The following is an 11,724-nucleotide window of genomic DNA, read 5'->3' as shown; positions in this document are numbered from 1 at the left end:
CGATCACCATGGTTGAAATCGAAATAGACGGCAAAAAAGTCGAAGTCCCTGCTGGTAGCATGGTGATGGACGCCGCCAACAAATTGGGAACCTACATTCCGCACTTCTGCTATCACAAGAAATTGTCGATCGCCGCGAACTGCCGTATGTGCCTCGTCGAAGTGGAAAAGGCGCCCAAGCCTTTGCCAGCATGCGCAACGCCGGTCTCGGCAGGCATGATTGTGCGCTCCGCTTCGGACAAGGCCGTACAGGCACAGAAGTCCGTGATGGAATTCCTGCTGATTAACCACCCGCTGGATTGCCCGATCTGCGACCAGGGCGGCGAGTGCCAGTTGCAAGACTTGGCGGTCGGCTACGGCAAGGGCGAATCGCGCTACGAGGAAGACAAGCGCGTCGTCGTGCCGAAGGACGCCGGCCCGCTGGTCTCCATGCAGGAGATGGCGCGCTGCATCCAGTGCACCCGCTGCGTGCGTTTCGGCCAGGAAGTGGCCGGCGTGATGGAGCTGGGCATGATCGGCCGCGGCGAACACTCGGAAATCACCGCGTTCGTCGGCCAGACCGTCAACTCGGAAATGTCCGGTAACATGATCGATCTGTGCCCGGTCGGCGCGCTGACGTCGAAGCCGTTCCGCTACAGCGCCCGTTCGTGGGAACTGTCGCGCCGCAAATCGGTCTCGCCGCACGACGGCCTGGGTGCCAACCTGATCGTTCAGGTCAAGGCCGGCAAGGTCAAGCGCGTGCTGCCGCTGGAAAACGACGCGGTCAACGAGTGCTGGATTTCCGACAAGGACCGCTTCGCCTACGAAGGCCTGGACGCCGCCGATCGCCTGACCCAGCCGATGCTGAAGCAGGGCGGCGAGTGGAAGGAAGTCGACTGGCAGACCGCGCTGGAATACGTGGCGCACGGCCTGAAGAACATTAAGCACGAACACGGCGCCAACGCGCTGGCCGCGCTGGCCACGCCGCATTCGACGCTGGAAGAACTGCACCTGCTGCAAAAGCTGACCCGCGCCATGGGCTCGGACAGCGTTGACACGCGCCTGCGCCACAGCGACTTCTCGCTGGCCGACGTGACCCCTTGGCTGGGCATGTCGATCACCGAGTTCGGCCAGCTGAACCGCGCCTTCGTCATCGGCTCGTTCCTGCGCAAGGATCACCCGCTGCTGGCGACCCGTCTGCGTACCGCGGTGAAGGGCGGCGCCAAGCTGTCGATCCTGCACGCGACCGACGACGACCTGCTGATGAACGTGGCGAACAAGCTGATCGTCGCTCCTTCGGAATGGCTGTCGGCGCTGTCGCAAGTAGTCGTCGCCGTCGCCAAAGCCAAGGAAGTCGCCGCGCCTGCGGGCTTCGAAGGCGTCATCGCCTCCGACGCCGCCACCGCGATCGCCGCCTCGCTGATCTCCGGCGAGAACAAGGGTGTCTTCCTGGGTAACGCGGCAACGCAGCACCCGCAAGCCGCCGCGCTGCACGCCGCCGCACAATGGATCGCCGAACAAACCGGCGCCAAGCTGGGCTACCTGACCGAAGCCGCCAACACCGTCGGCGCCTACCTGGTCAACGCCAACGGCGCCAAGGCCCCGGCCTTCACCGAAGCCAAGTCGGCCTACGTGCTGCTGAACGTCGAGCCTGAGTTGGACGCGCACAACCCGCAAGCCGCCGTCGCCGCGCTGAAAAAAGCCGAGATGGTGGTCGTGATGTCGGCCTACAAGCATGGCCTGGACTACGCCGACGTGCTGCTGCCGGTATCGCCATTCAGCGAAACCTCGGGCACCTTCGTCAACTGCGAAGGCCGCGCGCAAAGCTTCAACGGCACCGTCAAGCCGCTGCTGGAAACCCGCCCTGCGTGGAAAATCCTGCGCGTGCTGGGCAACATCCTGGGCCTGACCGGCTTTGAGTACGACACCTCGGAAGCGATCCGCGACGAAGTGCTGGGCGCCGGCGTGACCGACCTGTCGGCAAAACTGAACAACGTAACGAAACAAGCTGTTGTCGCAGCCTCCGCTGCTTCCACCGGTACGGAACGTATTGCAGATGTGCCTATCTACTTCGCCGACGCAGTGGTGCGCCGCGCCGAGTCGCTGCAGAAGATGGCTGATGCGGCTGCGCCTCAAGCGCACCTGTCGACCGCGCTGGCGCAGCAGCTGGGTGTCGCCGCCGGCGACAAGGTCAAGGTAACGCAAGGTTCCGGCAGCGCGATCCTGGTCGCCGCTGTCGACGCCAAGCTGCCGGCCAACGCAGTCCGCGTCGCCGCCGCTCACGCGTCGACCGCCGCACTGGGCGGCATGTTCGGTTCCATCACCGTTGAAAAAGCAGGGGAGGGTAAATAATGGCTCTGCCTGAATTCGTCACTACGCTCAACAACCTGGGCGCAACCAGCCCGCTGGCGCCTGTCTGGCCTATCGTCTGGGCGATGATCAAGATCGTCGTCGTGCTGCTGCCGCTGATGGGCCTGGTCGCCTATCTGACGCTGTGGGAACGCAAGTTCATCGGCTGGATCCAGATCCGCGTCGGCCCGAACCGCGTCGGTCCCATGGGCCTGCTGCAGCCGATCGCCGATGCGCTCAAGCTGCTGTTCAAAGAGATCATCATGCCGGCCAAGGCCAACCCCGGCCTGTTCGTGATCGGTCCGATCATGACCATCATGCCGGCGCTGGCCGCATGGTCGGTCGTGCCTTTCGGCCCCGAGGCGGTGCTGGCCAACGTCAACGCCGGCCTGCTGCTGCTGATGGCGATCACCTCGATGGAAGTCTACGGCATCATCATCGCCGGCTGGGCCTCGAACTCGAAGTACTCGTTCATGGGCGCGATGCGCGCCTCGGCACAGATGATTTCCTACGAAATCCCGATGGGCTTCGTGCTGGTCGTGGTGCTGATGGTCTCCGGTTCGCTGAACTTCGGCGACATCGTGCTGGGTCAGCAGAAGGGCATGTTCGCCGACCACGGCGTCAACATCCTGTCGTGGAACTGGCTGCCGCTGCTGCCGCTGTTCGTGGTCTACCTGACCTCCGGCTTGGCTGAAGCGAACCGTCACCCGTTCGACGTGGTCGAGGGCGAGTCCGAGATCGTTGCCGGCCACATGGTCGAGTACTCGGGCATGGCCTACGCCATGTTCATGCTGGCCGAATACGCCAACATGATCCTGATCGCGACCCTGGGCTCGATCATGTTCCTGGGCGGCTGGTCCGCACCGTTTGCCTTCCTCGAATTCTGGGGCGGTTTCGGCGGCTTCTTCTGGTTGTTCGTGAAAGCGTTCTTCCTGGTCTCCGTCTTCATCTGGGTGCGCGGTACTTTCCCACGCTACCGTTACGACCAGATCATGCGTCTGGGCTGGAAAGTATTTATCCCTCTGACGCTGGTGTACCTGGTGTTCGTGGCCGGCTGGATGCAGACATCCTGGAATATCTGGAAGTAAGGACAAGAAATCATGGAACGTTTAAAAGACTTCGTCAGCAGCTTCATGCTGACCGAATTGATCAAAGGGATGGCGCTGACGGGCAAGTATATGTTCTCGCGCAAAATCACCGTGCAGTACCCGGAAGAGAAGACGCCGATGTCGCCGCGCTTCCGTGGCCTGCACGCGCTGCGCCGCTATCCGAATGGCGAAGAGCGCTGCATCGCCTGCAAACTGTGCGAAGCGGTTTGCCCGGCGATGGCGATCACCATCGAATCCGAGCAGCGCGACGACGGTTCGCGCCGCACCACGCGTTATGACATCGATCTGACCAAGTGCATCTTCTGCGGTTTCTGCGAAGAGTCCTGCCCGGTCGATTCGATCGTCGAGACGCACGTGCTGGAATACCACGGCGAGAAACGCGGCGATCTGTACTACACGAAAGAGATGCTGCTGGCCGTAGGCGATCGCTATGAAAACGAGATCGCCGCAGCCCGCGCAGCGGACGCTCCTTACCGCTGATCGAAGCCTGCCCCGCAAAACGCCGTAAGGCGCGGGGCAGGGATCACTAAACTGTACGTCTCTTGGGTTAGTTATGGAATTTAAAACTGCTTTGTTCTACGCCTTCTCAGCCATCATGATATTGGCTGCGACGCGCGTTATCACGGCCCGCAATCCGGTCCACGCCGCACTGTTCCTGGTGCTGGCGTTCTTCTCGGCGGCCGGCATCTGGATGCTGCTGGAGGCCGAGTTCCTCGCCATCGTGCTGGTCCTGGTCTACGTCGGCGCCGTCATGGTGCTGTTCCTGTTCGTGGTGATGATGCTGGACATCGACACCGACAAGATGCGGGAAAACTTCTGGGGCTACCTGCCGGTCGCGTCGTTCGTCGGCGCGGTCATCGTGCTGGAAATGGCCGCCGTGCTGTGGCGCTCCTTCCTGTCGTTCGACCAGCAGGCGGTCAACGCCGGCAACATCGGCGGCACCAAGGAACTGGGCCTGCTGATCTACACCAAATACATCTACGGCTTCGAGATCGCCGCGGCGATCCTGCTGGTCGCGATCATCGCCGCCGTGGCGCTGACCCTGCGCAAGCGCAAGGACACCAAACATTTCGACCCAGCCGACGCCGTGCGCGTCAAGCGCAACGACCGCCTGAAGATCATCAAGATCGATCCGGTCACCACGCGCGGCCAGGACGCCGCTGCTGCTGGTTCGGCAGAAGTTAAGGAGGCACCATGACTTTATCGCTCGCTCACTACCTCGTTCTCGGCGCGATACTGTTCGCGATCTCGATCGTCGGTATTTTCCTGAATCGCAAGAACATCATTGTCCTGCTGATGGCCATCGAACTGATGCTGCTGGCTGTGAACATGAACTTCATCGCGTTTTCGCATTACCTGGGCGACGCGGCCGGGCAGATCTTCGTTTTCTTCATCTTGACCGTGGCGGCTGCTGAATCGGCAATCGGCCTCGCGATTCTGGTGGTGATGTTCCGTAACCTGGACACCATCAATGTAGAAGACCTGGATAGCCTGAAGGGTTGATCCCGTGGCTAAAGTTCTAACCTCGAAAAATAACGATTAAGGTTCATCATGGCGGTTACTCTTAACCCTAATCTCCTGCTAGCCGTACCCTTGGCGCCGCTGGCCGGCGCCGCGGTAGCGGGCTTGTTGGGAACTAAATTCTTTGGCAACGTCGTCGGTCGCAAGATCTCGACCGCGGCGACCATCCTGGGCGTGCTGGTTGCCTTCATCCTGTCGGCGCTGACGCTGAACGATGTGCTGAACGGCGCTACGTACAACGGCACCGTCTACAACTGGATGACCGTGGCCGGCATGAAGCTGGAAGTCGGCTTCCAGATCGATTCGCTGTCGGCGATGATGATGTGCGTGGTGACCTTCGTGTCGCTGATGGTGCACGTCTACACCATCGGCTACATGGCCGAGGACGAAGGCTACAACCGCTTCTTCGCCTACATCTCGCTGTTCACCTTCTCGATGCTGATGCTGGTCATGGCCAACAACTTCCTGCAGCTGTTCTTCGGCTGGGAAGCGGTGGGCCTGGTGTCGTACCTGCTGATCGGCTTCTGGTACACCCGCCCAACGGCGATCGTGGCCAACATGAAGGCGTTCCTGGTCAACCGCGTCGGCGACTTCGGCTTCATCCTGGGTATCGGCCTGCTGCTGGCCTATACCGGTTCGATGGACTACCAGGAAGTCTTCGCCAAGAAGGAACAGCTGATGACGCTGACCCTGCCGGGTACCGACTGGGCGCTGCTGACCGTGGCCTGCATCTGCCTGTTCATCGGCGCGATGGGCAAGTCGGCGCAGTTCCCGCTGCACGTCTGGCTGCCTGACTCGATGGAAGGCCCAACCCCGATCTCGGCACTGATCCACGCCGCGACCATGGTTACCGCCGGTATCTTCATGGTGACCCGCATGTCGCCGCTGTTCGAACTGTCGGACACCGCGCTGTCGTTCATCCTGGTGATCGGCTCGATCACCGCGCTGTTCATGGGCTTCCTGGGCATCATCCAGAACGACATCAAGCGCGTGGTCGCCTACTCGACCTTGTCGCAGCTGGGCTACATGACCGTGGCGCTGGGCTCGTCGGCCTACTCGGTGGCTGTGTTCCACCTGATGACCCACGCCTTCTTCAAGGCGCTGCTGTTCCTCGGCGCCGGTTCGGTCATCATCGGCATGCACCACGACCAGGACATCCGCAACATGGGCGGCCTGCGCAAGTACATGCCGATCACCTGGATTACTTCGCTGCTGGGTTCCCTGGCGCTGATCGGCACCCCGTTCTTCTCGGGCTTCTACTCGAAGGATTCGATCATCGAAGCGGTGCACGAGACCCATATCTGGGGTGCGGGCTTCGCCAACTTCGCCGTGCTGGCTGGCGTATTCGTGACCGCGTTCTACTCGTTCCGCATGTACTTCCTGGTGTTCCATGGCGAAGAGCGTTTCGGCAAGGCCCACGCGCACGACGACCACCATCATGCTCCGGCGGCTGCCGCGCACGACGATCACGGTCACGACGACCACGGCCACGACGAGGAAGACGATCACGCGCACCACGGCCTGGAACCAGGCCAGAAGCCGCATGAATCGCCATTCGTGGTCTGGTTCCCGCTGGTGATGCTGGCCATCCCTTCGGTCTTCATCGGCTACTTCACGATCAAGCCTATGCTGCACGGCGACTTCTTCAAGAACGTGATCTTCATCGGCGAGAACCACAAAGCCATGGAAATCCTGGGCGAAGAGTTCCACAGCGCCGGCGCGATGGCGCTGCACTCGCTGACGACGCTGCCGCTGTGGCTGGCGATCGCCGGTGTCGCCACCGCGTTCTACTGCTACATGATCAACCCGCGCGTACCTGCCTGGTTCTTTGCCAAGTTCAAAGCCCTGCATACCCTGCTGGACAACAAGTACTACATGGACAAGTTCAACGAAGTAGTGTTCGCGGGCGGCGCACGCCTGCTGGGCAACGGCTTGTGGAATTTCGGCGACAAGAAACTGATCGACGGCCTGCTGGTGAACGGCAGCGCCAAAATGGTCGGCTGGTTCTCGACGCTGACCCGCTTGGCGCAGACTGGTTATATCTACCACTACGCGTTCGTCATGATCCTCGGCATTCTGGGGTTCCTGGTCTACTTCCTGCCGTTTTGGCACGCTTAATTAGCTGATACGCATAGAGATAACGATAACCATGATGCAGTCAACCATATCTACACTACCTCCGTACCTGAGCCTCGCGATCTGGCTCCCGATCATCTTCGGCCTGATCGTGCTGGCCGTCGGCCGTGATACCAATGCGGCGATGGTCCGCGTTGGTTCGCTGATCGCCGCGATCGTCAGCTTCATCGCGACCATCCCGCTGATCACCAACTTCGACAACGCCGCCCACGGCATGCAGTTCGTCGAGAAGTCGCCGTGGATCGAGCGCTTCAACATCTACTACTCGCTGGGCATCGACGGCCTGTCGCTGTGGTTCGTGCCGCTGACGGCATTCATCACCGTGATCGTCGTGATCTCGGCATGGCAGGTGATCCAGAAGCGTGTCGCGCAATACATGGGCGCCTTCCTGATCCTGTCAGGCCTGATGATCGGCGTGTTCTGCGCGATGGACGGCCTGCTGTTCTACTTCTTCTTTGAGGCGACCCTGATCCCGATGTACATCATCATCGGCGTGTGGGGCGGCGAGAACCGCGTGTACGCGTCGTTCAAGTTCTTCCTCTACACCTTCTTCGGCTCGCTGCTGACGCTGGTCGCCATCATCTACCTGTACAAGGTATCGGGCGGCAGCTTCGACATCCTGATGTGGCACCGCGTGCCGCTGACGATGAAAGAACAGATCTTCATCTTCATCGCCTTCTTCATGGCGTTCGCCGTCAAAGTGCCGATGTTCCCGGTCCACACCTGGCTGCCGGACGTCCACGTCGAAGCGCCTACCGGCGGTTCCGCCGTGCTGGCCGCGATCATGCTGAAGCTCGGTGCTTACGGCTTCCTGCGGTTCTCGCTGCCGATCACCCCGGACGCATCGCACTACCTGTCGGGCTTCGTCATCACGCTGTCGCTGATCGCCGTGATCTACATCGGTCTGGTGGCGCTGGTGCAGAAGGACATGAAAAAGCTGGTCGCCTACTCGTCGATCGCGCACATGGGCTTCGTCACCCTGGGCTTCTTCGTCTTCAACGCCATGGCGGTGCAGGGCGCGATCGTACAAATGATCTCGCACGGCTTCATCTCCGGCGCGATGTTCCTGTGCATCGGCGTGCTGTATGACCAGGCGCACTCGCGCCAGATCGCCGACTACGGTGGCGTCGTCAACAAGATGCCCAAGTTCGCGGCATTCTTCATCCTGTTCTCGATGGCTAACTGCGGCCTGCCTGCGACCTCCGGCTTCGTCGGCGAGTTCATGGTGATCCTGGGCGCCGTGCAGTACAACTTCTGGATCGGTTTGCTGGCCGCGACCGCGCTGATCTTCGGTGCAGCTTACTCGCTGTGGATGGCCAAGCGCGTCATCTTCGGCAAGGTCACCAACCACCACGTGGCTGAACTGGTCGACATCAACGGCCGTGAATTCCTGATGCTGGGCATTCTGGCGGTCGCCGTGCTGGCCATGGGCCTGTACCCAGCGCCATTCACCGACACGATGCAAACCTCGGTCGCTGACCTGCTGGCCCACGTCGCACACAGCAAGCTGCCTTAAGAAGAAAACGGAAACGCATAAATGACTACACCAATCCTACAAGAGGCCGTGAACCTGGTCCCGGTCTATGCCGAGATCGCGGTCCTGATCGGCGCCTCGGCCATCCTGCTGATCGACATGTTCCTGTCCCAGGGCCAGCGTTCGGTCACCTACGTGCTGTCGCTGCTGACGCTGCTGGTCTGCGGCGTGTTGAGCTACATCGACTTCTCGGCGGGCACCACGGTCTATACCTTCCACGGCATGTTCGTCTCCGATCCGATGGCGAACCTGCTCAAGCTGTTCACCTACCTGACGGTCGGCCTGACCCTGATCTACTCGCGCCAGTACGCCGGCGACCGCGGCATGTTGAGCGGTAACCTGGGCGGCGAGTTCTATGTGCTCGCGCTGTTCGCGATGCTGGGCCAGCTGGTCATGATCTCGGGTTCGAACTTCCTGTCGATCTACCTGGGCGTCGAACTGATGTCGCTGTCGCTGTACGCGCTGGTTGCGCTGCGCCGCGATAACCACAAGGCCACCGAAGCGGCGATGAAGTACTTCATCCTGGGCGCGCTGGCATCCGGTTTCCTGTTGTACGGCATCTCGATGCTGTACGGCGCCACCGGCACGCTGGACATCCGCAGCGTTTCGGCTGCTGTCGCGGCGGGCACCATCAAGCCGACGATCCTGATCTTCGGCATCGTGTTCCTGGTCGCCGGCCTGGCGTTCAAGCTGGGCGCCGTACCGTTCCATATGTGGGTACCGGACGTCTACGAAGGCTCGCCAACCGCGGTGACCCTGCTGCTGGGCGGCGCACCGAAGATCGCCACCTTCGCCATCTGCATCCGCATCCTGGTCGAAGGCCTGCTGCCGCTGGCGTTCGACTGGCAGCAGATGCTGCTGGTGCTGGCCGTGATGTCGCTGGCCATCGGTAACATCACCGCGATCGCGCAAACCAACCTGAAGCGTATGCTGGCTTACTCCACCATCGCGCAAATCGGCTTCGTGCTGCTTGGCCTGCTGGCTGGCGTGGCCGGCACCACCGACCGCACCGGCATCGCCGCCGCCTACAGCGCTGCGATGTACTACACCATCACCTACGTGCTGACCACCGTCGGCACCTTCGGCATGCTGATGCTGTTGTCGCGTTCCGGCTTCGAAGCCGAGAACCTGGCGGACTTCAAGGGCCTGAGCAAGCGTAACGGCTGGTTCGCGGTCGTGATGACGATCCTGCTGTTCTCGCTGGCGGGCGTGCCGCCGATGATGGGCTTTGCCGCCAAGTTCTCGGTGCTGACCGCCGTGCTGGGCACCGGCCAGATCTGGCTGACCGTGTTCGCGGTGATGTTCTCGCTGATCGGCGCGTTCTACTACCTGCGCGTGATCAAGACCATGTGGTTCGACGAGCCGACCGACAATACTCCTATCGTTGCCAACGGCGATACGAAGTTCGTCCTGAGCCTGAACGGCGTCGGCATCGTGGCGCTGGGCGTCTTGCCAGGTCCGCTGCTGGCGGCCTGCCTGACCGCCATCAAAGCGACGCTCGCCACCTGATGGATGTATCCCTCGCAAGCTGGTTGGTGATCGCGGTTGCTATCGTGGCCGCCAACCTGCCTTTTTTCAACGACAAGGTATTCGCACTGCTGCCAACCAAATGGCCGCGCAAGCCGCTGATCGTGCGCTTGCTCGAAATGGCGGTGCTGTACGTTGTCGTTGGCGCGATCGGCTTCGCCATCGAAGGCCAGATCGGCAGCCGCTTCCCGCAGACCCAGGAGTTCTACTGGATCGCCGGAGGCCTCTTCATCGTTCTCGGATTCCCGGGATTTATCGTCCGCTACCTGCGCAAGCGCCACGGCTGATACACTATCGTTCTACAACGACGTGGAGCAGGTATGGACAATTTGACAGAAACCCGTATCGACGGTGAATTGGTCTATGACGGCCATTTCCTCAAGGTCCAGCGCGACACCATCTCACTTCCCGACGGCAAGCACACAGCACGTGAATACGTGCTGCATCCCGGCGCGGTGGTGATCCTGCCGCTGCTCGACGACGGCACGGTGCTGATGGAGCGCCAATACCGCTATCCGCTGCACCAGGTATTCATCGAATTCCCGGCCGGGAAGATCGACCATGACGAAGATCCGCTCTCCAGCGCCAAGCGCGAACTGGAAGAGGAAACCGGCTACACCGCCAGCCAGTGGCAGTTCGTCAGCACCATCCACAACGCCATCGCCTATTCGGACGAACACCTGGACCTGTACCTGGCGCGCGGCCTCAAGGCCGGCCCGCAGAAGCTGGACGACGGCGAGTTCCTCGAAACCTTCACCGCCACCATCGACGAGCTGCTGCAATGGGTACGCGAAGGGAAGATCACCGACGTCAAGACGGTGATCGGCATCTTCTGGCTGGACAAGCTGCGCGCCGGCGACTGGAAGCTGGACTAAGGCCATGAAGGCGCTGCTGGCCATCGCCTGCATCTGTGCCGCCGCCGGCGCGCAGGCCGCCGAGCGTACGCCGTTCCAGATCCGTTGCGAGGACACGATCAACAAGACCGTCTCCGTGCTGTCATCGACGCAGAACGGCTTCACGATCAATAACCAGCTGCCATATCGCGCGCTGACCGCCAAGGCGGGCAGCATCGACGGCCGTATGCAGACGCTGGGACTGACCGTGACCAAGGGGATCTACAAAGCCAGCCTGGGCGGGCCGGTACTGCAGGATCCGGCCAGCGGCTACGAGTGCATCGCGCCCAAGGTCGAGATCAAATTGAATTACTCGCCGGTGCTGATCTACGTCGGCAACGAGTTCGTGCCGGGCAGCTGCGCCTACAACGAGATACTGACGCACGAGCAGCGCCACCTGAAGGCTTACATGGACAACCTGGCGCGTGTGGAGCTGGCCGTGCGCGACGCCTTGAGCAAGCGCTTCGAAGGCAAGCCGCTGTATGCGCCGTCCGGCACCGCGATGTCGGCGCTGGAGCACGAGATCAACGGCACGTGGTTCCCGTTCATACGGGATGAATTCGAGAAGGGCAAGGCGAAGCAGGCGGAGATCGATACGCCCGACGAATATGCGCGCCTTGGCAAGGCCTGTAATGGCGAGATCAGCGAAATACTGCTGCGCCGCCGGAAATAAGAGA

Annotated in this window: 11 protein-coding genes; all 11 read left to right on the top strand. The window is 61.3% G+C overall.

Annotated features, from left to right (window positions below; all coding sequences use genetic code 11):
- Window positions 1–8 precede the first annotated feature (8 nt).
- Window positions 9–2,330 carry an NADH-quinone oxidoreductase subunit NuoG gene (gene nuoG, locus ACEN9F_RS08570; RefSeq protein WP_413419617.1) on the top strand — a complete coding sequence of 774 codons (2,322 nt, stop codon included), beginning with the start codon at window positions 9–11 and terminating at the stop codon, window positions 2,328–2,330.
- A complete protein-coding gene (gene nuoH / locus ACEN9F_RS08565) occupies window positions 2,330–3,415 on the top strand; it encodes an NADH-quinone oxidoreductase subunit NuoH (RefSeq protein ID WP_413419616.1) in 1,086 nt (361 codons plus the stop codon). The genes nuoG and nuoH overlap by 1 nt, the downstream gene beginning before the upstream one ends.
- 12 nt (window positions 3,416–3,427) lie before the next feature.
- Window positions 3,428–3,916, top strand: coding sequence for an NADH-quinone oxidoreductase subunit NuoI (gene nuoI / locus ACEN9F_RS08560; protein WP_413419615.1), 489 nt, complete (start codon window positions 3,428–3,430; stop codon window positions 3,914–3,916).
- A gap of 73 nt (window positions 3,917–3,989) precedes the next feature.
- The gene (locus ACEN9F_RS08555) at window positions 3,990–4,634 is read left to right on the top strand and encodes an NADH-quinone oxidoreductase subunit J (RefSeq protein WP_413419614.1); all 645 of its coding nucleotides are present in this window, start codon (window positions 3,990–3,992) and stop codon (window positions 4,632–4,634) included.
- A complete protein-coding gene (gene nuoK, locus ACEN9F_RS08550) occupies window positions 4,631–4,939 on the top strand; it encodes an NADH-quinone oxidoreductase subunit NuoK (RefSeq protein ID WP_008450334.1) in 309 nt (102 codons plus the stop codon). The genes ACEN9F_RS08555 and nuoK overlap by 4 nt, the downstream gene beginning before the upstream one ends.
- A gap of 48 nt (window positions 4,940–4,987) precedes the next feature.
- The gene (gene nuoL / locus ACEN9F_RS08545) at window positions 4,988–7,075 is read left to right on the top strand and encodes an NADH-quinone oxidoreductase subunit L (protein ID WP_413419613.1); all 2,088 of its coding nucleotides are present in this window, start codon (window positions 4,988–4,990) and stop codon (window positions 7,073–7,075) included.
- A gap of 31 nt (window positions 7,076–7,106) precedes the next feature.
- The gene (locus tag ACEN9F_RS08540; protein ID WP_413419612.1) at window positions 7,107–8,609 is read left to right on the top strand and encodes an NADH-quinone oxidoreductase subunit M; all 1,503 of its coding nucleotides are present in this window, start codon (window positions 7,107–7,109) and stop codon (window positions 8,607–8,609) included.
- 21 nt (window positions 8,610–8,630) lie between these two features.
- Window positions 8,631–10,136: an NADH-quinone oxidoreductase subunit NuoN gene (gene nuoN, locus ACEN9F_RS08535; RefSeq protein WP_413419611.1), complete on the top strand. Its 1,506-nt coding sequence runs from the start codon at window positions 8,631–8,633 to the stop codon at window positions 10,134–10,136.
- Window positions 10,136–10,441 carry a DUF2818 family protein gene (locus tag ACEN9F_RS08530; protein ID WP_413419610.1) on the top strand — a complete coding sequence of 102 codons (306 nt, stop codon included), beginning with the start codon at window positions 10,136–10,138 and terminating at the stop codon, window positions 10,439–10,441. The genes nuoN and ACEN9F_RS08530 overlap by 1 nt, the downstream gene beginning before the upstream one ends.
- A gap of 33 nt (window positions 10,442–10,474) precedes the next feature.
- Window positions 10,475–11,029, top strand: coding sequence for an NUDIX domain-containing protein (locus ACEN9F_RS08525; protein ID WP_413419609.1), 555 nt, complete (start codon window positions 10,475–10,477; stop codon window positions 11,027–11,029).
- A gap of 4 nt (window positions 11,030–11,033) precedes the next feature.
- Window positions 11,034–11,720: a hypothetical protein gene (locus tag ACEN9F_RS08520; protein WP_413419608.1), complete on the top strand. Its 687-nt coding sequence runs from the start codon at window positions 11,034–11,036 to the stop codon at window positions 11,718–11,720.
- The last annotated feature ends 4 nt before the right edge of the window (window positions 11,721–11,724 follow it).

The sequence above is a fragment of the Duganella sp. CT11-25 genome, assembly GCF_047302815.1.
In the GTDB taxonomy this organism is placed as follows: Bacteria; Pseudomonadota; Gammaproteobacteria; order Burkholderiales; family Burkholderiaceae_D; genus Rugamonas.
Note: the sequence above shows the minus strand (reverse complement) of the source record. Positions and strands in the feature narration are given on the sequence as shown.

Coding starts and splice junctions, on each gene's coding strand:
- nuoG (WP_413419617.1), top strand. CDS start 9: ATGGTTGAAATCGAAATAGACGGCAAAAAAGTCGAAGTCCCTGCTGGT.
- nuoH (WP_413419616.1), top strand. CDS start 2,330: ATGGCTCTGCCTGAATTCGTCACTACGCTCAACAACCTGGGCGCAACC.
- nuoI (WP_413419615.1), top strand. CDS start 3,428: ATGGAACGTTTAAAAGACTTCGTCAGCAGCTTCATGCTGACCGAATTG.
- ACEN9F_RS08555 (WP_413419614.1), top strand. CDS start 3,990: ATGGAATTTAAAACTGCTTTGTTCTACGCCTTCTCAGCCATCATGATA.
- nuoK (WP_008450334.1), top strand. CDS start 4,631: ATGACTTTATCGCTCGCTCACTACCTCGTTCTCGGCGCGATACTGTTC.
- nuoL (WP_413419613.1), top strand. CDS start 4,988: ATGGCGGTTACTCTTAACCCTAATCTCCTGCTAGCCGTACCCTTGGCG.
- ACEN9F_RS08540 (WP_413419612.1), top strand. CDS start 7,107: ATGATGCAGTCAACCATATCTACACTACCTCCGTACCTGAGCCTCGCG.
- nuoN (WP_413419611.1), top strand. CDS start 8,631: ATGACTACACCAATCCTACAAGAGGCCGTGAACCTGGTCCCGGTCTAT.
- ACEN9F_RS08530 (WP_413419610.1), top strand. CDS start 10,136: ATGGATGTATCCCTCGCAAGCTGGTTGGTGATCGCGGTTGCTATCGTG.
- ACEN9F_RS08525 (WP_413419609.1), top strand. CDS start 10,475: ATGGACAATTTGACAGAAACCCGTATCGACGGTGAATTGGTCTATGAC.
- ACEN9F_RS08520 (WP_413419608.1), top strand. CDS start 11,034: ATGAAGGCGCTGCTGGCCATCGCCTGCATCTGTGCCGCCGCCGGCGCG.